The organism is Ornithinibacillus californiensis (genome assembly GCF_001038485.1).
In the GTDB taxonomy this organism is placed as follows: domain Bacteria; phylum Bacillota; class Bacilli; order Bacillales; family Amphibacillaceae; genus Ornithinibacillus; species Ornithinibacillus californiensis.
The window spans coordinates 70179-88032 of the sequence record NZ_LDUE01000035.1; the positions used below are offsets into that span (position 1 = coordinate 70179).

Here is a 17854-nt window from a genome sequence, read left to right on the forward strand (position 1 = left end):
ACCACCGACTATTATCAAAGAAAGAAGTATTAAGTAACTTTTCATCTTCTCATCCTCACGAATAATTTCTAGAGCTGCGACTTAGCTTATTATCTAAATACTAACATAATATTCCAAAAGCTAATCAGAATTTTAGTCATAAGAAAAAGGTGACCACTTTGATCACCTTGTTAACTTTGTCTATTTTGTTTCTACCATGCTATCATGCCCTGCGTAGACAGATGATAACAACTCTTCCCGTCCCTTTTCACGTTTGTCGAGCATAATCTGTTCGGGCTGGATACCATGTTCACGTAGTACTTCCATGTTTTGTAAGAGGAACTCATCACTACCTACAATATAGAAAAGTCCTTCCTTGTCTGCAGCAAGAGCTTTCACTTCTTCATAGTAGTCTTCACGGTTGTCGACGAACAGTGATGTGAACTTCTTATCGGCTACGGATTTAAACGTATTCGTAAACAAGAAATCCTTTGATGAGTCGATATTCAGGGAGTGAATTTGCTTCACATGGTCAGCACGTTCGAAATAATCCAGTACTAGCGGTCTAAAGGTTGCCAGACCAACTCCCGATGATAGTAGGTAAACATTTTTATCTTCTCTTCTTAGCGGTACATTGGAATGCGTTTTAAAGAGGGCAACTTTATCGCCTACTTTAAGCTTTCTTAACGCATCCTTAAACTCCGAGCATTGTTCTCTGATGCGTGTTGTGATTCCGATTGTGTTTTCATGCGGTAAAGTGGAGATGGACATATGTCGAATCAAACTACGGTTGGGCTTCTCTCCGGCATTGAACCCTTCCAGTGCAAAGTGCGTGTGAGAACCTTCTTCCCACGTAAAGTCTTCCGGAAGATCGAGTAGATACGTTTGTACCTCTGGCGTTTCTTCAATAATCTTATTTATTTTCGTCCAGTATATTTGCATCCTTATTCTCCTTATATTTCATCGATACTATAAATATACACTAGGTGATAATTATTCTCAATTAAATGATTTCTCTGAATGCCGATCGGAAGAATAAGGAAATTATATATGTACAGTTATCGTTTTTTATTTTTACGTCTTTTATCATAGGCAAGCATGATAAATGGAAGGCCGGTGAAGTATAGCCCATAAAAAACAATATCTATCCAGCTATTCGTACTTTCGTTTATAAATCCTACAGCTATAATTAATACAATTGCTGTTATTTGTAAGGTTATCCCTATGATGAAGAGTGTCTTATCTGGTAATGCTTTTATTTTTTCTAGCATAATTTTTTCCCCATTCTGTTTAATTAATCCAATAAAATCGGAAGTTACTAGTAATAATAAATTGATAACTCTATTTATCTAATTTAGATTTTTTCAGATATTCTCGAGCATTTACGTGTAATAGAATGACAGCAATTAGCAATACTCCCTCCCAGGATAGAACAAATTCCCAAAGGCTACCTAAAAGGTGTAGAAAGCCTCCGATTACTTCCATTAAAAGCAATAATGGAAGTGTTAATAGATAATTATCTGGATCTATATTTCTTTCTAAAATCATATTTAAAAAATCACTTAGCATATATCTTTGTTGTGACATAGATAGCAAGATTATCCCGATAACAATCATCCACTTTTTCTTCATTAATTCGCCTCCTCTAATTCATCCCTATCGCTCATTCTTCACTCTTACGCTTATCATGATGTTCGAAGTAATACTTATAGTAATCTCCATTATTGTTCACTAGAAAAATACCAGTCTCTCGATTCAAGTCTGATTTACTCATTAAGCCATCTTGAAAATACTCAACGATTATTCGGTGGTTTTTCAGTTGATAGTCTACCGTTAGATGGTGGATTTCACTTCCATCTTTAGTTAACGTTCTACTAACTTCTGTAATCCAGCTTTCTTGTGGAACAAACCTGTTAAATTTTTTCGGATCTAATTTTTCAGCATACTCCGTATCACTAATTTGAATCGTCTCTATAGGCTCTAGATTAGTAGCTGTATGAAGTATTAATTCCAATTGTTCTCTTTCGCTTTCCATATTGACGATTGCTTTTTCTTCCTCACTAACTTCCAGCGGTTCGCTATTACTTTTTCTTCACATGCAGCTAATAATATTCGGAATGGAACCAACAAAAATAGATATCGTTTTTTCATGTCTTCCCCCTGGTTATTTTTACAAGTTTTCTAGGAAGGTATATAACTCATCCAAGCTGTAGCCTTTAAACAGAAGCTCTTCCTTATTAAAAACAAGAATCACAGGGAACTCTTCAATATCCAGTTCTTCTTTGAAATCGACAATGTAATCTTTATCGTATGGCACCCATCCAGCCCCAGCGCTATGTTCTGTACCTTCTAAAATGTTCAATACATTTTCGTACATCGGTTCTTCCATCTCAGCTGGTACTCTTTCTCCCGGCTGGTACATGACAATAATATTAAATCCATCGGAAGGTGCAAGGAGCCTCCAATACTTTTCTTCATATGTCATCTCTAATAAAATAATTTCATTTGCTTCTCCCTCGAAGCTATCCCCTCTAGGTGGATTCACTAACACCTTTTGCCCCTTTTTCAACGCCTCAATAGATGCTTCCGTCCCGTCTTCATAGGCAAAAGTTGTCCCATCCGTTATCTTCGCTGTATAATAATATCCTTCCTCGGTCATTCCCGGACCTTTCCGATCCCGCTTCTCCCATTCGGATATATCAACCTCAATGATTTGCTCATCCTTGTTAATTTCCCGTACATCACCAATCATTTTGTCGTCTTCATAATGACCATAGGGATACTCCTCTCCTTCTTCTGCGTTTTCATTGCATGCAACAAGGAAAAGAGCTATTACAAATAGCAATAGTAGATACTTTCTGATTGTGTTTGACCTCCCTCATAAAAAATAAACAGGAATAACCACCCTTGATGATGATAATTCCTGTTGTCTATGATTTGCCGTATGATGTAGTTTCTTTCCTTTAACTTTACCACAAAACAAGCAGGAACCATACAGGAGAAAAAAGAACTAGTATACTTAATACTAGCTATACAATGAATAAAAAATGTCTTTTTTTTTGCAACTTTTTCTGGTTGCAAAACGTGGATAGGGTGAAAGGTGGGACGTGATGGATCTTGAGCAAATATACTTAACATACTTTCATGACTTATATCGCTACATCTTTTCTTTAACACGAAACCATGCAGAAGCCGAAGATTTGGTTCAAGAAACCTTTACGAAAGCCCACATGATGCTGTTAACCAATGAAATCAAGGAAATCAAGCCGTGGCTGTTTAAGGTTGGCTATCATACTTACATAGACCGAATCAGGAAAGAAAAACGCCATGTCGTGACAGAGGAGATTTTGCAAGTAGAATGGGACACCCCGGAGGATGCTATCGTTGAGAAGGATTCCTTCCTGGAGTTATTGCGATATTTAGATAAGATTAAACCAATTGAAAAACAAGCCATACTACTTTGTGATTTGCATGATTGTACGTATCAACAAGCAGCAGCTATCTTAAACTTAAATTTAAATACGTTAAAAAGTTATGTAACACGAGGTAGAAAGAAGATGAAAAAGCTTTTAGTGGAGGAGGAATTCAATGAATCCCTATGATAAATTAATTCAAAAAGCAAAACAAGATGGGGGAAAGCAATCCGACAAAGGATCAGCTACGATAAAACGTGCCATTAATTCATCTAAATGGCGGTTAATCCTTTCTACCTTAACCGTACTCTTATTAATCGTTCCAACCTGCTATATGCTGACGTTTGGATACTATGCATTTGGAACTAAATCAACCACCTTGATGGATGTGGCTAGCAAGACACTTTACATAACTGAGCCAAATACGACGCTAGAAGAGATGGAATTTGATATGGATTTCACTCTTTTTTCCATGAACTTAACATTCGATCAGTACAAACAAATTGGGGATGAAATTTACCCAGCAAAAGAATATGATTTACAGTTTATTTTTAAGGATCTCGTCAAAAAGGAAACGAACTCACACTTAGAGAAGGTATATCCGAAAAACCCGACCGAGACGAACCAGTGGTTAGCACATCCGGAGCAACGTGTAGAATTCAATGGTGCGAACGAGTGGCGCGTACTTTCCGGTTTACCAGAGGAAACAGTAGTTGAGGCGTATATCTCTTTGGATAAACTATATTCTGTCGATGAAGTGGTTGATTCAATGGAAAATATCGATGTGACCTGGGCAGCTATCTATACCGGGACAGAAGATACAATGCTTAGTGAGGATGGCGATGTCGTCTCGCCAATTGGATATCCAGTACAGCCTGATCAAACATACTGGTCCCCTTTTCGAGATTCTACCTCTCATGAAGAAACATTCTTAACGATGTTGAAAGAAATTGAGCCGTATGAAGACTTAGCCGTCGAAGTATCGCCCCATAAAAATCTCGAATTGGATGAGCGTATCGACTATCTGGAAGAAAATGGGCTTGCAACTTATGGTGTTGTAGTCACTGGACCTACAGAGGAAATTGCGAAACTTCAGGAGTTGGAGATGGTACGTCATATGAAACTAGGTGAGGTGAAATTATGGAATTGGGGACGATAAAACAACAGATTTTCCAGTGGATGGGCTGGCTAAGTATTGTTACGGGCCTAGTTTCCATCGCGGTTATTAATATATATCTTTTATGGGGGCTTAATGTACCAATAGGAAAAAACATTTCGCTTTGGTTATGGGTTACGATCCTCTTAGGGATCATTGCGATTTTCAATAAAAAAAGCCGTTCCCTTGGGTTTTGGGGAATTGGTCTGGGATTATATTTAGGGTTGTTTTATATGGTGATGTTTATCTTAGGATGGATGATTAATCCGTTTCCGTAAGACTTTGGTGGACGGGGCAAGAAGAAATGTTAGCTTTGTAGGTGTTATTTTTCATTAAATTCTCGCTTTGCCAATTAAACTCAACTAAAATGGCGATACCCCACATTAGAGGTACCGCCATTTTTTATTGAATGTCCTTACTATCCTTATCTCGGACAACAACTTTATAAGGTGTGTCACCAACGAGAGTTTTTAAATCCTCAGATTGTAAAAACTCATGAATTGCTGTTTCAATTTTGTTTGCTAGTTCTGGTGCTTTATTGTCAGACTCGTCAATGGTTGTCGTGATAAAAATATTCATTGTACCCATTTTATAGGAGTACCCCACTCCTTTGGTTTTGAATTCTTTATTACTTAACATACCTTCCCAAATGACAGGCAGTATCTCACTAGTCCATTTACTCTCCAGTGCTCTTTCTTCAAGATTAATTGAACGGAATTCTACGGTGAACTCAATTGGTATATTTTGTTCTTCAATAGCTTCAGTGATTGCTATCTCGATGTCATCTGTACGTTTTTCTGTATCTTCAATCTCCATATCCACGCTAATCTCCTCCGTATCTGGACTGGAAGAGCCGATACCGTACGTATGAATCTTATAGCCTTGCTGCTGCAACTTAGGTATTATCTCATTCAAGACTTGAACCACCAGCATACTATTTTTATATTTAGGGTCATTTTCTATATTCGGTTCGTGGTCTACTGTCCGTTCCTTTTCCACCACAACCGTAAAGCTATCATATCCCCGCAAAGAAATAATCTCTTCCGCTGTACGTTTCACATCCTCTTTCACACGATTGTAATATTCTTCTGTACCCGCAACCGTTATGTGATATTTTTTCCCTTGTACAGCATAACCAGTACTAGCAATATCGTAGCCTTCATCCCTAAGAATCTCCATGAGTTCCTCGTTTACAGGCCTTTGTTCAAAAATTTTATTTAAGAATGGTATTTTGGATGCTACATCCGCCATTGCCGGTGATACAAATGCAGATCCAACAAAGAGCCCGAACAACACCAAGCAGGCTGCAGCAACGTATACTAACCTTTTAGCAAAACGGGGTTCTTGTTTCTTCTGTGGCTCCGACAACTCGGTATCCCTAATAGTTTGATGAACGTTAACTTTAATTCGTTCGGCAACTTCTTCGTTGAAATAATGTTCTCGATAATGTTCATGAATCTTTTTAAGCTTCTTTTTCACTAATTTACCTCTCCTTCCTTCGCTTCCATTTTTCTTCTCAAGATTTCTCTTCCTCTGGCAAGCCTTGTTTTCACTGTATTTGTATTTAAATCCAATACGGTAGCAAGTTCATTTACTTTTACATCATAAAAATAATGGAGCACGATTACCTCTCGATACTTCATTGGCAGCTTTAAAATGGTCTGGAGAAGCTCTTCATGGCGGACCGCAGTAAGAAAGGAGGTTTCCGTGCTTTCCGTTTTTCTGAAGTTCTCCAGTAAGCTACCTTCTAATAAAAATTGCTTCAAGCTCTTTTTCTTTAAAAAGTCCTTCGACGTATTAACCGTGATGCGATATAGCCAGGATGTTAAAGCCGCTTCTCCTCTAAAGTTATCAAGGTACTTATAAACCTTCAGGAAAACCTCCTGTGAAATGTCCTCCGCTAGCCCTCTATCTTTCACAAAAGAATAGGCTAGTAGGTAGACCTTCTCTGTGTATAGCTTCATTATTTTCTCGAGTACGATTTCTTTATCTTCCAAATTGATATCAATTTCTTCGTTTTGGTACATTGCATGCAATTCCTTATTTCCCACTGTGAACCTCCTTTCTTACACTCTTTAGACATCGACTCTTTTAGTATGGTTTCATAAAATTTTATAACTTGATTAAAAGAAAAGGCGATCATCATTATGATCACCTTGTAGTTTAGTTGAGTTGTAGTTATTCAATTACTTGTAGTATTAAAACAAGAATTGGCTCTGATAAAAAGTAACATATAATGAAAAACTATTTAAATAATCCACATAAATGTTATCCCATCTACGATTAAGCTCGGACCTGGATGCGAATTTTTCATGCTGCAATTCTTTCAATCCGTCCTCTATGGAAGAGAAACTTTCTATACAGTACATCAAGTATTCCCGTTGCTCACGTGTATAATCAACCTGGACCAGTAAATCTAATAGCATTTCTTTATCTCGTTCCACCTCAAAAAGCATCGTACCTATATCCTTACGACCAAAGGAGACTTTCTCCATATGAATTAACCAATCTTGTTCGAATGTGGTAAGGATACCTTCTGTTCGAACGATAGTTACATTAGCGTACTCGTTTTCTTGGTCCTCCTTCAAATCCTTCTCGTACGTGTCTCTAAAATTAGCCACTCTGGTAGAATAACTTCCATCACTAGAAGTTACTTTGTACGCCTGATAGCTATAACTTTTATATACACTAAAAGGCGAGTACGGGAAGAACCATGTCATCATCGTAATAAAAGTAATCAGTCCCAATGCTCCTATAAGCCATGTTTTCTTCTTGCGCATCTATCCATCTCCTTACCCTTGCTTAAACTTTATTAATCGCAATAGCGTTCGCATCATCACATACCCATTACACTGTTTATGTAATACGTTAATTTTCTTCCTTCTTAAAGGTTACAATTTTTGACAAGACAAAATGAAATACCGCTATGGTAAGTAGGTAGTCTCTATATGCCTCATCAGTCCCTCCAAATAACATAGTTAAAAAGTAGAAAAAGCCAAACGAACTAATAAGTAAAAAGAGAATATAATAATCCATTCTAACTTCCATTTTACTTCCCCTTTCTTAAGAGAGGGACATAAGAGAGGGACAGTCCCTCGTCGCTTTAAAGTGATAATGCGTTGAGGGACTGTCCCCCTCTATTCCCGGTTTAACTTTTTAAATAAAAATATTAAGATCCCACATACCACCGTTACTCCAAGAAAAGAATACAAATAATAAAAATTAGTAGAAGCTACATATCCAAATGCTACTTCACTTTGTAGCATCTCTACATTATCCCAAGACCTTCCTATTTCTGGTTGGTAGTTTAACGTTTTAACAAAGCCAGCTAACATCGTACCAAGGAAATATAGTAGATGCATAGCTATGGAAGCAACAAGTGCTTGAATTACTGTCTTCATTAGATTAACCCCCTGCCTACTATGAACTAATTTTCTCTTTTATTACTGACTGTTTATTAAGAATGACTAGTACATAGGGCCGAACCCACTGGATAATTACCCCTATGAATAACGCATTTAACACCGTTCCAATTCCAATTGTCCCATTGAAAAGATACGCTATAATTACTAATACTATACTAATGATTGCCCGTGACTTACTAAAAGACCATCCCGTTTTATCGGTTAAAATAACCATCGAGCGGTCCATTGGATTTGGGGCAAATCCTGATTCTAAATATACGGCAATACCTAACCCAGTAAAAAGTATCCCTACTGATACTAATAAGGTCTGTTCGAATAGATGCTCACCGATTAACCAATCTCCTAATACGAATAGCCATGTATCAATACCTATCCCTGTAATTAGAGATGTTAATATAGCTAAATATTCTGGCCTTGCTTTCAGCGCTATTGCATTCATTATCACCATCGTAGCCCCAACAACAATTTCCCAGCTGCCAATGGTTAATCCAAATGTGCGATATAACCCGACTAGCAACGCATCAAAAGGTGACGTCCCTAATTTTGACTGAATAGTGAGCATAATTCCTAATGTTAAAATCATAATTCCAATAACATAGATGAAAAAAGATTTACCGATTCTCTGCATATGTATCCCCGCTGTTCCTCTTTGCCTTCATACTAACATAATATTCATACAAAAAGGGAAGCGATTCATAATAGAAACGCTACCCGTGATTCAATAATACCTTATTTTATAGCCACTCTTTCCCGTTTTCGAGAATGAACTTTATATCTTTTTGGTAATGTTCATAATGTCCTTCATCTATCATTTTCTGAAAAGCAACGTCGCCTTCACTTGCTTTTCTTTCCATCGTCTTACATAACCCTTCTAGCCGTCGCAGCACCATTTCTAAGTAATCTTCTTCCATTCCCCTGACTCCATAGGATTCAAAGAACAATTTAACCCTTTGCTTTATCCGTTTGGCATCTTGTGCTGGGTCATAATTAACCGCCTGGCCTGTTTCGGTATGGTAATGCCTACTTAAGGGGACACAAGTGTATAGAGTGTAAGCGATGTCCCAAAGTCTTGGACCAGGACCGGCATGATCAAAATCAATGATCCCTACAGGTTTTTTGTCGTTAAAAATAATATTGTAAATGGCAAAATCATTGTGACAGATTACTTCCGTCTTATTTGGAGTATTGTCTATTGGCTTCCATTCATCTGTTATTGGAAAATCACTCACGGCATCATGGTATTGGCGGAGTAATTTTGCTATTTCCTTTAGGGCATCACTAGACCACATGTATTCTTTTAAAGGATAATTGCCAGCTTCTCCTTCAATAAATGATAATATCTCTCTACCTTTTTCATCAATATCTAAAAACCGAGGTGCATGATTGAATCCTTTGCTTTCTAAGTGTTTTAATAACTGGTGAATTTTAGAACTGTCTGGCTTTAAATCTCGTCGAACAGTATCTCCCTTACGGTAAACACTTGAGACATTTCCTCCTGTTAGCAATTCTTCCTTTTCATACTGATTCTTCATTTTAGTTTCCCCCTATTTAGGGACACGAGCGATTATGTTAATAGAGATGTATTTTTGCCCATAAATAAAAGCAGATACACAAAGTAATCTGCTTGGCGATGGGAATATAATAGTTCACACCAAGTGTCCCTTGAATGATTTTTTAGAATGACAAATAAACGTCCCCTAATATTGAGGACCGCAATTGCCACTATCCAATTATCTAATCATTTCAAGGTTATTCCACATGTGTAAAACTAGATTCCCCTTTCTTTACATCTCTTAATATAAGTTATCAGAGATTTCTAACCATGTAAAGGTGGTTAAATCGATAGAGGTATATCCATATACCTCTCATATTTCTGAGGCTCTACTTCTCGATAAATTCTAATAAAATCAACCTTAAAAGGGGGATATGGAGTAAGCTCTTCCTCCGCTAATTGGGCCATATCTATCAATTCTTGCTTGGTCATGCCATAGAATGTTTTTCCTAAAGACATGTGAGGAACAAAATCATCCAGTTCAAAATATTGCTTGATTAATTCGCTACTTGGATTGATTGTTTTTACTATCTTTTCATGTAGCACGCTTAATTGCTCCGCTACAATACTTAAATATAGTATGTTATCAAAGAAAAACTTCGGCTTTCCTATGGTCATATCAAAAGTTGGAAATGACTCGCATACTTCTTTCACCTTAGTAATCCACTCTTCGTCAGGGGTTAATCCACCCTGTGCTTTTAAGGTAATATGCGGTTCGACCGCTTCGTTTATCCGATGATTTTCCCAACTATTACGAAACGCCTCGACCTTGTTTTTATAGGGTTCTGGCGGAACTACTCCGATAAAGTATTGCAATAATATCCCCCCTTCATTCATTAGATTAATAGTCTATATCAGTGAATTAGATACTACCATATTGTTCCAGATACAAAAGCATAGTAACCTAGTCCCTAAAATGTATTACAGTCTCCCAAGAATCATAAGCCTCAGAATCATTTAACTTCCTCCATACCTGACCATTATTCTTGTTATAGAGATATATCCATTCATCATTTACAACTAACTCATATTGCTCATTCACAGGTTGATGGACACTAATTGTACTTGGAAAAGTATCTCCGGAGTATGATATTGCGTTAGACAATATCCATACTGAAAAAAGCATACAAATTCCAAGAAAAGCTATTGCAGTAGATAGTAACTTCACCATATTTCCCCCATCTCTGGAAAACTATTATTCTTCTTTCAACTTTTAGAAAATCTCTTCTATCACTTTATCCGTTTCAGAACTATCACTATTAGCAACGAAAATAATAATGAATTCCTCTATTAACCTTTAGCAAATGATTGAGAAAGTGATAACACAAAAACAAATCCTAGTAAGAATCGAAACACCCTTTTGTACGACGTGGCTTTCATATCCTCTCTAAGGCAACCTATTCCCCCGCGAAGCAACATATAGCGCATACCATTCCTCACGTGTCATCAGATCCGCTTGGCGGACAGCATCTTGACAGTTAGCAATTCTCTCTGGACTGGTTGTACCGATGGCAGGCTGTATCATCGCTGGATGACGCATTAACCATCCAAGCACAATTGCTTCAGTGGAAGTTTCTTTTTCCTTTGCTAATTTCTCCACCAGTTGTTTCGTAGCAAGATCCGCCTCGGATGGATTATCGATGGCGCGACCAGAATAGATGCCATTTGCCAACGGTCCCCATGCTTGAATTTGGACATCGGTTAAACGGGAAAATTCCATCGTCCCGTCTGGAAAATTAACACTCGTTCCTGCTTTTTGGTTTACTAGAACACCTTGCTCCAACCAATCGATTTGCTTTAAGCTCATGTTCAGTTGGTTCACAATCATCGGTTCCGAACAGTATGTATTCAATAATTGGATTTGAGCAGCACTCATATTGGAAACCCCAAAGTGGCGAACTCTTCCTGACTCCTTCAACGTCTCAAATGCCTCGGCCACTTCTTCCGGTTCCATCAATGGGTCGGGGCGATGTAATAGGAGGATATCTAGATAGTCTGTATTCAATCTACTCAAAATTCCATCCACGGAATCTAGGATATGCTCCTTTGAAAAGTCATAACGACCAGGATTCTTCTCATCCGCAAACCGAATACCACATTTGGATTGCAGTATAATGTTTTCTCTCAGTTCTGGGCGCGCTTGTAGAATTTCGCCAAATACTTTTTCCGCTTTTCCCATTCTATATATATCAGCATGGTCAAACATCGTAATTCCACTAGATAATGCGGCATCAATTGCTTTTTCTGCTTTTAGCACATCTTCTTTTGTATAAGGGTTTTGATCCCAGCCTCCGCCAAATCCCATGCAGCCTAACACCAGGCGACTTGTTGTGATTCCTCTTTTTTCTATTGGCATTACTTTCATGTTTTTTCCTCCAAGCTTCTAATTTTGCTCCGTCTCTTTCACTAGATCATTAACTTCTTTTATTGCGTTATCGGTTAAAGAATATATCGTATGTGTATCTTTTGTATTCATAATCGTTCCAGACTTTTCATCAATCCAAAGGAAATAACTTTCTTCCCCAATTTCAATTCTAAATTCTGGGTTCGCCATATCGACAATGCCTGGTTGTTGTACCGCATGATCGATTGCTTCTTTTATCATTTTTATCGTCTCTGTATCCTCGATAACTAGCTTATCCGAGCTACTTCCCAGTGGATAAATTATGACCTTGTCTATCTTTTCGTCTGTATTAGATTGATCCGCATTTTGCTGGCAACCAAATAACCCGATAGAAAGAACAAATAAAATTACAACCAAACCCATTTTCTTCATAGAAATATTTCCTCCTGTAGGCACGTTTACTATTTAGACGAACTAATTCGTTTATGAGTTTCACTTACGTTTGTTTACCTATTAAAAAGAAAAAAGGCCATCTTTTGATCACCTTTTCTATCGTGCCCTATAGTGGAAAAATACTTCGCTTCAAACACTCTGCTACTACATTAAAAAATATAATAAGCAGGTATGAGTAAAGCTACTGCAAGACAAAGAATCGCTGCTAATTTAGATTGTTTCGCAATTCGTTCATCGTCTTTTTTTAAGTTCTCGAAAAATGTAAGTGTGAAATAAAAACAAAAAATAAGGAATACAACGGAAATAATCCCCATCCAACCCATTGATTCTATATTATTCATACAATCCTCTCCTGCCTAGCTTTCTTAGTTGATTTGTTATTTGAGATTTTTACTTCCTAAATAAATAGAAACTGCCCCAACTACTAAAGTGACGGCAATTAATGTGATAATAAAGGCCATCATACCTATATCGTAGTAATTCAAAGCCCCAACAAGTAACCACCCTAGTTCGAATACTAATACCAACATCCATAAGGAAAATAGCCCTTTAAATTGTTCTTTTGTCATCTAATTCCCCTCCCTGTGTAATCTTCTTATATATCCATATCTCTCAGACTAAATCTGTGAGAATTCGGCTGAAGTGTCTGAGAGAGTGCTTCTCTCGGACAAAACCAGCAAAAATCCACCTGTAATGTCTGAGAGAACGCTTCTCTCGGACAAATTCTGTAGAAATCCAGCTGAAGTGTCTGAGAGAGTGCTTCTCTCGGACAAAACCAGCAAAAATCCTTCTGTAATGTCTGAGAGAGCGCTTCTCTCGGACAAAAACGGTAGAATTTCTCCCGAGATGTCTGAGAGAGTGCTTCTCGCTTTCATAACCAGTAGAATTCCTGCCCAAAATGATTGTGAGAGCACTTCTCACGGACAAAACCTGTAGCCTATAAAACCAACTATGCTAGCTTCTCTTTTCTTGTGAGAAAAACATAATAATAGCTAATTAAAAATACAACTTCCAGTAATAATAAAGCACCCATTAAAGCACTTGATACCATTGGTAAAAAGCCAAAAATAGCACTTATACCCGCCAAGATGAATAGCAATATCATCACATTTACAAGATTGTATAACAGCCTATTGCGCATTGTATCCGCTAAACTGTCCATCACCTGGGAAATAATAATAAATACCATAAACATACCTGCAACAATGAACACTACTCCAACCAAAGCAATTGTGATCTCAAGAGTAGTTGACGTACCCATCATTAACGGCGAATTCCCCGTTATATTCAGTAAGAAAACAATTATACTGTGAGCGATCATCGCAATGACATAAGGTTTTACCTTTATTAGTTTTTGATTTCTCCGACCCAATTCGTTTATCCCAACAAGTATAGATATATATCCAATTATATTGGTTATGTAATAAGTCATGCCGATATCCCAAAAACTCAAATTTGTTTTGAAGAAAACAAAAATTAAACCCATGAAAATGTTAAACATTATTCTCCCCCCTCCAGTTATATCACTTGGTTTGGAGCTATCCCCCCAAGTTGCCATCAAAGCTTTCTTCCCAAAAAACTTCTCCAGACTTATTCATTGCCTCTATCCTAATTTTATCTGGCTCTTCTAGGGTCGACTTTCTTTTATGCTCATAAATGACGTACCAGAAACTAATGTCATCTGCAAAACTTACAATCTTTGCCTTATAAGATTTATCATTTACGTTTACGGTTATAGCATTAATTTCGCTCTCTTTGATTAGCCCCGAATAAAAACCGTCACTACCTGTATAATTGATACTCTCGTTATCTTGTAATCCATTAAAGTAATTATACAAGTCTTGTTCCTTTGAGCTTGTTATTAGTCTATATCCACCATCCGTTTCATCTCTAATTAGCATAACAATCTCATCTTCCGTTACTTCCTTATACAGAAATTCCGAGCTATTATAATAATGATCGATGTTTGATTCTGAGCTAGCAATAATCTTCTTTAACTCAAAAATATCCGATTCTAATGATTCAATTTCTTCCTGTAGTTTTCGGTTTTCACCTTCCAAATTCAGATAATCGATGAGGCTAACTTCATCCGTTACTTTCGTTGTTTCTACAGGAATGACATCTTCTTTCCTCTCCTTCACATTAGTATCACTCATGGTAGGATTATAAAGAAGATAAATCAATACTATAAATACGACTAAACCGATTGTCAGGATTGTATATTTTGCTTTCATTTTTCCCCGGTCACTTTCTTAGTTTTTTTAACGTGTGCAAAAAACGCAGCGAAAAACTGTGGTACTAGATTTAATACACTAAGTACGATTATCAATTGCAAAGGATAGAATGGTTTAAAATATCCCTCATCCAAACCTTCTGTATTACCTAATTCTAGATAAACATAAATGGAAACTAGAGTGCTTAGAATGTTACCTATAATTAAAGGAATGAAACTACTAAAATACTGCCCAAAAAAGGCAAGAATAGCGGTTATAAGAACCATTATCAAATAGCCCACCAACGAACGATTTGTAAAGTCTTGATACAAAGAAAAATATGCAAATGGAATACTATAAAAAATAATAATTACAATACCAATCCAAGGTTTTTTCATGGCGATCCCCCAACAATCTTTTACTACCTTGACGTGTCTTACCCGTTTGTTTAATTAGAACCCCTTAATTCCTCTACTTCTTTTTCCAGCTTATTAATACGACTTTGCATTCTATATAAGACTGGCGTATAGCCGATAATAATTAGAATTGCCCAACCCACTTATACCTCTCCTTCCCTATTAGCAAGACCGCACTTTCTTTTTAATAGAATTATAGGTTGCAACTAAACCGCTTTGCTACTTTACTACCTCTATATTTTAATACTAACATAATATTCCAAATTTATTATACAGAACATTTACCATTCGTAATGAAAAATAGGCAGCTAAAAACACTTTCATGATGTTTTTAACTACCTATTCTGCCTAAAATGCTTAAAATATTCAATATAACAAGTTGATCGGTCCTCCGAAAATGAATAATATACTATATATTTATCAACAAGTACTTTATAGCTTCCTTCCCATTCTGATTTTTCTACTTTCATACTTGTTCCAAGAATTGAAATCTTCTCATGGATTCTGCTTGCTAAAACCTTTTTATATTGTATAGTCTCTTCTAAAGTAAAATGTTTACTACGAATATTATTAAATCCTTCTAAAGCTTGTTTGGTCCACTTTACTTGCATTATAACTCACCTTGATCAATCATCTCTAGAACTTCATCTGTAGAGTATACTTGATTGTTTAAAATGTCTTTTTTTGCTTGGTGCAATTTTTTCTCTAACCCAGGATCCGCTTCAACATCTTCTTTAACTGTAGTAATAGGAGACTCTAAGGAAATAACCTGATATCTTTTACCATCTAATTCAAAAGCCGCATCTCCATCTCGAATTATATCTTTAATGACTTCCGCTGCATAACCCTCTAGTTTTTTCAAACATTCACACCTCCACTTTAGTTATTAATCTCATTTTATACTATATCAATGTGCCCACCAACCATTTCATATATTTCTTTGATGTGTTATCTCTTACTCTAGAAATACTCCTCACTCAGTTAAAACCAAAACCTCCTCATTTCCATCCCATTCTAACTCTATTACAATCTCTTCGCTCTTAAGCGCCACTCTGCAATCGGAACAGATAGTTTCGATATACAAGGCATCCGTATCTATTATCTTTGTACCCTCCAATTTAATATTGTCTTTTTCAGCTACGATGCTATATGTAATTGGTACAGAAACCTCATCTTTACCTTTAGGAATTATTTCTATCAATCTAACGCTCTCATTATCATTTTCGGTGACTGTATAGCGTCCTAACCAATTTTCAGATTCACCGCTTAATGCTTCATTTCCACAACCTGTTAATAAAAAAATCATGATAATTGCTGTAACCAAGCCAAAAACTTTTATGTGACTCTTCATCGTTTTTACCTCCAATGTTTTCCACTAAGCAGTTCTAATTAGTGCATTAGTGACTCCAAAATAAAAGGCCCGATTATTAGTATGATGGAAATGGAAATTAGTGAAATGGAAATACTTTTCGGTAACTTCTTTCTACCTTTCCCCTTATACCAACCAGAGAATTGTAACTTGTTTCTATATAACACGAAGAGTAAAACTAATATTGCTAATGCACCGAGCCACGAATAGGGTTCAGTTACGCCGTTAGATGTATACAAATTACCTATAATTGCCCAAGCTAAACCGCCAAGTAGTGCAAAAATAATTATGATACGCAGTAGTTCTAATAGCGTCCTCATTTTGATTACTCACCTCTTTTAATAAAGGCGTCTTTTAATGTAAGAAAGAACGCTCTTTATTTACCTTGTTGTATAAATCAATTTTCTCTTCAACTTTTTGGTTATTATTATCATTCCATTTAACAACCATATAGATTTCATCAACGTCATCCATTGTTATCGGAGCATTATTTTCGTCCAAGTACGCTGGCCCTTCAATTCCTCCTGTTGATTTTTCTGTTAGAACTGTCCCTGGACCACTTTCTATATTGTGATTAACCACGGTATCTTTATTGTTAATAACAACATGGGTGATTACTTCAAACCAATCTGTCTTATAATTGTTTTCATTTTTAAATCTTAGTGTTCCGTTACCTGCTTTAAAATCCTCTTGAGTTAGAACAACTTCATAGTTTGTTAACTCCCAGCTATCACTTTCTCCCATCAGTGACAAGTAATAATTGTCTACACGTTCATTACAGCCTGAAAGAAATAATACGGTAAAAAATAAAGTAACCAAACTCAAATAGTTAAACTTCTTCATTGAAACTAAATCCCACCTTCAAATCTATTGTTAACGATAGAAAATTGCATATATGAAAAATCCAACCAGTAATAAAAGAATCAGTATCCCAGTACCCTTCCAACTAAGACCGCCAACTAAATCAGGTAATCCTCCACCGTGAACACCGCTAGCAGGATTTCCTTTTACCTCTTCTTGTCTCATTCTTTCTCTTTTCTCTTCAGGTCTTTCCTTGTTTTCACTCATAATATCCCCTATTCCTCAGTGACATAACTATTCTCTAGATTTGATGACCAAATCTTCTCCGATACGTTTGGTAGCTTCATATATCACACCATCATCATAGCTAATGATATCAAAATAACCATTGTAATAGGTCCATACGCCTGAATGGTTGGAATAGTTATCGATACTGTCCAACATCTCTTGAAATATCAAAAAAGCTTCTTCTTCCGTTAGTTGATTTTCCACCATCATTCTAAGTTTGATATCCTTCTCTCCATCAAATGCAGCCGCAACCGTCTCCGCACCTTCAAAACTTGCTCTCCATTGCTCCAGTGTCTTACTCATATCGATATCAGACTGCTGGCTACAACCAGAGATTAAAATAAGTACTACGCTAACGCAAAAGAATAATATATTGGTTTGCTTCATATTTATCCCCTGACTTTTTCTGCCTTGTAATACCATTCCTTAGAATTACTGTTCAACT

Annotated in this window: 32 protein-coding genes; 3 read left to right on the top strand and 29 right to left on the bottom strand. The window is 36.7% G+C overall.

Annotated features, from left to right (window positions below; genetic code table 11):
* Positions 1 to 180: 180 nt before the first annotated feature.
* The 6 genes from TE34_RS08225 to TE34_RS08245 all read right to left on the bottom strand — a co-directional run bounded on the left by TE34_RS08225 (position 181) and on the right by TE34_RS08245 (position 2824).
* Positions 181 to 921 carry a ferredoxin reductase domain-containing protein gene (locus TE34_RS08225; RefSeq protein ID WP_047984339.1) on the bottom strand — a complete coding sequence of 247 codons (741 nt, stop codon included), beginning with the start codon at positions 919 to 921 and terminating at the stop codon, positions 181 to 183.
* Positions 922 to 1037: 116 nt separating this feature from the next.
* Positions 1038 to 1250, bottom strand: coding sequence for a hypothetical protein (locus TE34_RS08230; RefSeq protein WP_047984340.1), 213 nt, complete (start codon positions 1248 to 1250; stop codon positions 1038 to 1040).
* 70 nt (positions 1251 to 1320) lie between these two features.
* Positions 1321 to 1611: a hypothetical protein gene (locus tag TE34_RS08235; RefSeq protein ID WP_047984341.1), complete on the bottom strand. Its 291-nt coding sequence runs from the start codon at positions 1609 to 1611 to the stop codon at positions 1321 to 1323.
* 31 nt (positions 1612 to 1642) lie between these two features.
* The gene (locus TE34_RS08240) at positions 1643 to 2014 is read right to left on the bottom strand and encodes a hypothetical protein (protein WP_162200019.1); all 372 of its coding nucleotides are present in this window, start codon (positions 2012 to 2014) and stop codon (positions 1643 to 1645) included.
* Positions 1984 to 2130, bottom strand: coding sequence for a hypothetical protein (locus tag TE34_RS21010; RefSeq protein ID WP_157037603.1), 147 nt, complete (start codon positions 2128 to 2130; stop codon positions 1984 to 1986). The genes TE34_RS08240 and TE34_RS21010 overlap by 31 nt, the downstream gene beginning before the upstream one ends.
* 19 nt (positions 2131 to 2149) lie before the next feature.
* Positions 2150 to 2824 carry a hypothetical protein gene (locus tag TE34_RS08245; protein ID WP_047984343.1) on the bottom strand — a complete coding sequence of 225 codons (675 nt, stop codon included), beginning with the start codon at positions 2822 to 2824 and terminating at the stop codon, positions 2150 to 2152.
* Between the two features lie 265 nt (positions 2825 to 3089).
* Here TE34_RS08245 and TE34_RS08250 point away from each other — a divergent pair, with 265 nt between their 5' ends.
* The 3 genes from TE34_RS08250 to TE34_RS08260 are packed head-to-tail and all read left to right on the top strand — an operon-like array spanning position 3090 to position 4826.
* Positions 3090 to 3581, top strand: a complete 492-nt coding sequence (locus TE34_RS08250; protein WP_047984344.1) for a sigma-70 family RNA polymerase sigma factor — start codon at positions 3090 to 3092, stop codon at positions 3579 to 3581.
* Positions 3568 to 4551, top strand: a complete 984-nt coding sequence (locus TE34_RS08255) for an anti-sigma factor (RefSeq protein ID WP_047984345.1) — start codon at positions 3568 to 3570, stop codon at positions 4549 to 4551. The genes TE34_RS08250 and TE34_RS08255 overlap by 14 nt, the downstream gene beginning before the upstream one ends.
* The gene (locus TE34_RS08260; protein ID WP_047984346.1) at positions 4533 to 4826 is read left to right on the top strand and encodes a hypothetical protein; all 294 of its coding nucleotides are present in this window, start codon (positions 4533 to 4535) and stop codon (positions 4824 to 4826) included. The genes TE34_RS08255 and TE34_RS08260 overlap by 19 nt, the downstream gene beginning before the upstream one ends.
* 124 nt (positions 4827 to 4950) lie before the next feature.
* On the opposite strand, the gene TE34_RS08265 is transcribed toward TE34_RS08260, so the two are convergent.
* The 23 genes from TE34_RS08265 to TE34_RS08375 form a co-directional block, all read right to left on the bottom strand.
* Positions 4951 to 6027 (bottom strand): DUF4030 domain-containing protein, encoded by a 1077-nt coding sequence (locus tag TE34_RS08265; RefSeq protein WP_047984347.1) that lies wholly within the window; start codon positions 6025 to 6027, stop codon positions 4951 to 4953.
* Positions 6027 to 6599, bottom strand: a complete 573-nt coding sequence (locus TE34_RS08270; protein WP_053075010.1) for a sigma-70 family RNA polymerase sigma factor — start codon at positions 6597 to 6599, stop codon at positions 6027 to 6029. The genes TE34_RS08265 and TE34_RS08270 overlap by 1 nt, the downstream gene beginning before the upstream one ends.
* A gap of 147 nt (positions 6600 to 6746) precedes the next feature.
* Positions 6747 to 7328: a hypothetical protein gene (locus TE34_RS08275; RefSeq protein WP_047984348.1), complete on the bottom strand. Its 582-nt coding sequence runs from the start codon at positions 7326 to 7328 to the stop codon at positions 6747 to 6749.
* Positions 7329 to 7416: 88 nt separating this feature from the next.
* The gene (locus tag TE34_RS08280) at positions 7417 to 7596 is read right to left on the bottom strand and encodes a hypothetical protein (protein ID WP_047984349.1); all 180 of its coding nucleotides are present in this window, start codon (positions 7594 to 7596) and stop codon (positions 7417 to 7419) included.
* Positions 7597 to 7685: 89 nt separating this feature from the next.
* Positions 7686 to 7949: a membrane protein gene (locus TE34_RS08285; protein ID WP_047984350.1), complete on the bottom strand. Its 264-nt coding sequence runs from the start codon at positions 7947 to 7949 to the stop codon at positions 7686 to 7688.
* A gap of 19 nt (positions 7950 to 7968) precedes the next feature.
* Positions 7969 to 8601 carry a YczE/YyaS/YitT family protein gene (locus TE34_RS08290; protein ID WP_047984351.1) on the bottom strand — a complete coding sequence of 211 codons (633 nt, stop codon included), beginning with the start codon at positions 8599 to 8601 and terminating at the stop codon, positions 7969 to 7971.
* A gap of 106 nt (positions 8602 to 8707) precedes the next feature.
* Positions 8708 to 9505, bottom strand: a complete 798-nt coding sequence (locus TE34_RS08295; protein ID WP_047984352.1) for a phosphotransferase — start codon at positions 9503 to 9505, stop codon at positions 8708 to 8710.
* Between the two features lie 302 nt (positions 9506 to 9807).
* Positions 9808 to 10341 carry a 2'-5' RNA ligase family protein gene (locus TE34_RS08300; protein ID WP_201777682.1) on the bottom strand — a complete coding sequence of 178 codons (534 nt, stop codon included), beginning with the start codon at positions 10339 to 10341 and terminating at the stop codon, positions 9808 to 9810.
* Between the two features lie 88 nt (positions 10342 to 10429).
* The gene (locus tag TE34_RS08305; RefSeq protein WP_047984353.1) at positions 10430 to 10693 is read right to left on the bottom strand and encodes a hypothetical protein; all 264 of its coding nucleotides are present in this window, start codon (positions 10691 to 10693) and stop codon (positions 10430 to 10432) included.
* A gap of 219 nt (positions 10694 to 10912) precedes the next feature.
* Positions 10913 to 11890 carry an aldo/keto reductase gene (locus tag TE34_RS08310; RefSeq protein WP_047984354.1) on the bottom strand — a complete coding sequence of 326 codons (978 nt, stop codon included), beginning with the start codon at positions 11888 to 11890 and terminating at the stop codon, positions 10913 to 10915.
* 18 nt (positions 11891 to 11908) lie between these two features.
* On the bottom strand, positions 11909 to 12301 hold the full coding sequence (locus tag TE34_RS08315; RefSeq protein WP_047984355.1) for a hypothetical protein: 393 nt from the start codon (positions 12299 to 12301) through the stop codon (positions 11909 to 11911).
* A 170-nt stretch (positions 12302 to 12471) separates the two neighbouring features.
* Positions 12472 to 12663, bottom strand: a complete 192-nt coding sequence (locus tag TE34_RS08320; RefSeq protein WP_047984356.1) for a hypothetical protein — start codon at positions 12661 to 12663, stop codon at positions 12472 to 12474.
* Between the two features lie 36 nt (positions 12664 to 12699).
* Complete coding sequence (locus tag TE34_RS08325; protein WP_047984357.1) at positions 12700 to 12891, bottom strand: hypothetical protein; 192 nt, start codon at positions 12889 to 12891, stop codon at positions 12700 to 12702.
* A gap of 380 nt (positions 12892 to 13271) precedes the next feature.
* Positions 13272 to 13823, bottom strand: coding sequence for a hypothetical protein (locus tag TE34_RS08330; RefSeq protein ID WP_047984358.1), 552 nt, complete (start codon positions 13821 to 13823; stop codon positions 13272 to 13274).
* A gap of 37 nt (positions 13824 to 13860) precedes the next feature.
* Positions 13861 to 14556, bottom strand: a complete 696-nt coding sequence (locus TE34_RS08335) for a hypothetical protein (RefSeq protein WP_047984359.1) — start codon at positions 14554 to 14556, stop codon at positions 13861 to 13863.
* Positions 14553 to 14933 carry a hypothetical protein gene (locus tag TE34_RS08340; protein WP_047984360.1) on the bottom strand — a complete coding sequence of 127 codons (381 nt, stop codon included), beginning with the start codon at positions 14931 to 14933 and terminating at the stop codon, positions 14553 to 14555. Before TE34_RS08340 ends, TE34_RS08335 begins: the two co-directional genes overlap by 4 nt.
* Positions 14934 to 15286: 353 nt before the next feature.
* Positions 15287 to 15562 (bottom strand): hypothetical protein, encoded by a 276-nt coding sequence (locus TE34_RS08345; RefSeq protein ID WP_047984361.1) that lies wholly within the window; start codon positions 15560 to 15562, stop codon positions 15287 to 15289.
* Complete coding sequence (locus tag TE34_RS08350) at positions 15562 to 15813, bottom strand: hypothetical protein (RefSeq protein WP_047984362.1); 252 nt, start codon at positions 15811 to 15813, stop codon at positions 15562 to 15564. The genes TE34_RS08345 and TE34_RS08350 overlap by 1 nt, the downstream gene beginning before the upstream one ends.
* 111 nt (positions 15814 to 15924) lie before the next feature.
* Entirely contained in the window at positions 15925 to 16302 is a 378-nt protein-coding gene (locus TE34_RS08355; RefSeq protein ID WP_047984363.1) for a hypothetical protein, read from the bottom strand.
* A 38-nt stretch (positions 16303 to 16340) separates the two neighbouring features.
* A complete protein-coding gene (locus TE34_RS08360) occupies positions 16341 to 16640 on the bottom strand; it encodes a hypothetical protein (protein ID WP_047984364.1) in 300 nt (99 codons plus the stop codon).
* 34 nt (positions 16641 to 16674) lie between these two features.
* Positions 16675 to 17163 (bottom strand): hypothetical protein, encoded by a 489-nt coding sequence (locus TE34_RS08365; RefSeq protein WP_047984365.1) that lies wholly within the window; start codon positions 17161 to 17163, stop codon positions 16675 to 16677.
* Positions 17164 to 17193: 30 nt separating this feature from the next.
* A complete protein-coding gene (locus TE34_RS08370) occupies positions 17194 to 17388 on the bottom strand; it encodes a DUF6366 family protein (protein ID WP_047984366.1) in 195 nt (64 codons plus the stop codon).
* 27 nt (positions 17389 to 17415) lie between these two features.
* Positions 17416 to 17796, bottom strand: a complete 381-nt coding sequence (locus tag TE34_RS08375; protein WP_047984367.1) for an IolE/MocC family protein — start codon at positions 17794 to 17796, stop codon at positions 17416 to 17418.
* Positions 17797 to 17854 lie beyond the last annotated feature (58 nt).

Excerpts from the sequence above, each read along its gene's own strand:
- TE34_RS08230 (WP_047984340.1), bottom strand. The coding sequence starts at position 1,250 with ATGCTAGAAAAAATAAAAGCATTACCAGATAAGACACTCTTCATCATA.
- TE34_RS08370 (WP_047984366.1), bottom strand. The coding sequence starts at position 17,388 with ATGAGTGAAAACAAGGAAAGACCTGAAGAGAAAAGAGAAAGAATGAGA.
- TE34_RS08285 (WP_047984350.1), bottom strand. The coding sequence starts at position 7,949 with ATGAAGACAGTAATTCAAGCACTTGTTGCTTCCATAGCTATGCATCTA.
- TE34_RS08325 (WP_047984357.1), bottom strand. The coding sequence starts at position 12,891 with ATGACAAAAGAACAATTTAAAGGGCTATTTTCCTTATGGATGTTGGTA.
- TE34_RS08355 (WP_047984363.1), bottom strand. The coding sequence starts at position 16,302 with ATGAAGAGTCACATAAAAGTTTTTGGCTTGGTTACAGCAATTATCATG.
- TE34_RS08275 (WP_047984348.1), bottom strand. The coding sequence starts at position 7,328 with ATGCGCAAGAAGAAAACATGGCTTATAGGAGCATTGGGACTGATTACT.
- TE34_RS08235 (WP_047984341.1), bottom strand. The coding sequence starts at position 1,611 with ATGAAGAAAAAGTGGATGATTGTTATCGGGATAATCTTGCTATCTATG.
- TE34_RS08345 (WP_047984361.1), bottom strand. The coding sequence starts at position 15,562 with ATGCAAGTAAAGTGGACCAAACAAGCTTTAGAAGGATTTAATAATATT.
- TE34_RS08330 (WP_047984358.1), bottom strand. The coding sequence starts at position 13,823 with ATGTTTAACATTTTCATGGGTTTAATTTTTGTTTTCTTCAAAACAAAT.
- TE34_RS08315 (WP_047984355.1), bottom strand. The coding sequence starts at position 12,301 with ATGAAGAAAATGGGTTTGGTTGTAATTTTATTTGTTCTTTCTATCGGG.
- TE34_RS08375 (WP_047984367.1), bottom strand. The coding sequence starts at position 17,796 with ATGAAGCAAACCAATATATTATTCTTTTGCGTTAGCGTAGTACTTATT.
- TE34_RS08320 (WP_047984356.1), bottom strand. The coding sequence starts at position 12,663 with ATGAATAATATAGAATCAATGGGTTGGATGGGGATTATTTCCGTTGTA.
- TE34_RS08360 (WP_047984364.1), bottom strand. The coding sequence starts at position 16,640 with ATGAGGACGCTATTAGAACTACTGCGTATCATAATTATTTTTGCACTA.
- TE34_RS08280 (WP_047984349.1), bottom strand. The coding sequence starts at position 7,596 with ATGGAAGTTAGAATGGATTATTATATTCTCTTTTTACTTATTAGTTCG.
- TE34_RS08225 (WP_047984339.1), bottom strand. The coding sequence starts at position 921 with ATGCAAATATACTGGACGAAAATAAATAAGATTATTGAAGAAACGCCA.
- TE34_RS08310 (WP_047984354.1), bottom strand. The coding sequence starts at position 11,890 with ATGAAAGTAATGCCAATAGAAAAAAGAGGAATCACAACAAGTCGCCTG.
- TE34_RS08240 (WP_162200019.1), bottom strand. The coding sequence starts at position 2,014 with ATGGAAAGCGAAAGAGAACAATTGGAATTAATACTTCATACAGCTACT.
- TE34_RS08250 (WP_047984344.1), top strand. The coding sequence starts at position 3,090 with ATGGATCTTGAGCAAATATACTTAACATACTTTCATGACTTATATCGC.
- TE34_RS08295 (WP_047984352.1), bottom strand. The coding sequence starts at position 9,505 with ATGAAGAATCAGTATGAAAAGGAAGAATTGCTAACAGGAGGAAATGTC.
- TE34_RS08290 (WP_047984351.1), bottom strand. The coding sequence starts at position 8,601 with ATGCAGAGAATCGGTAAATCTTTTTTCATCTATGTTATTGGAATTATG.
- TE34_RS08340 (WP_047984360.1), bottom strand. The coding sequence starts at position 14,933 with ATGAAAAAACCTTGGATTGGTATTGTAATTATTATTTTTTATAGTATT.
- TE34_RS08260 (WP_047984346.1), top strand. The coding sequence starts at position 4,533 with ATGGAATTGGGGACGATAAAACAACAGATTTTCCAGTGGATGGGCTGG.
- TE34_RS21010 (WP_157037603.1), bottom strand. The coding sequence starts at position 2,130 with ATGAAAAAACGATATCTATTTTTGTTGGTTCCATTCCGAATATTATTA.
- TE34_RS08255 (WP_047984345.1), top strand. The coding sequence starts at position 3,568 with ATGAATCCCTATGATAAATTAATTCAAAAAGCAAAACAAGATGGGGGA.
- TE34_RS08365 (WP_047984365.1), bottom strand. The coding sequence starts at position 17,163 with ATGAAGAAGTTTAACTATTTGAGTTTGGTTACTTTATTTTTTACCGTA.
- TE34_RS08335 (WP_047984359.1), bottom strand. The coding sequence starts at position 14,556 with ATGAAAGCAAAATATACAATCCTGACAATCGGTTTAGTCGTATTTATA.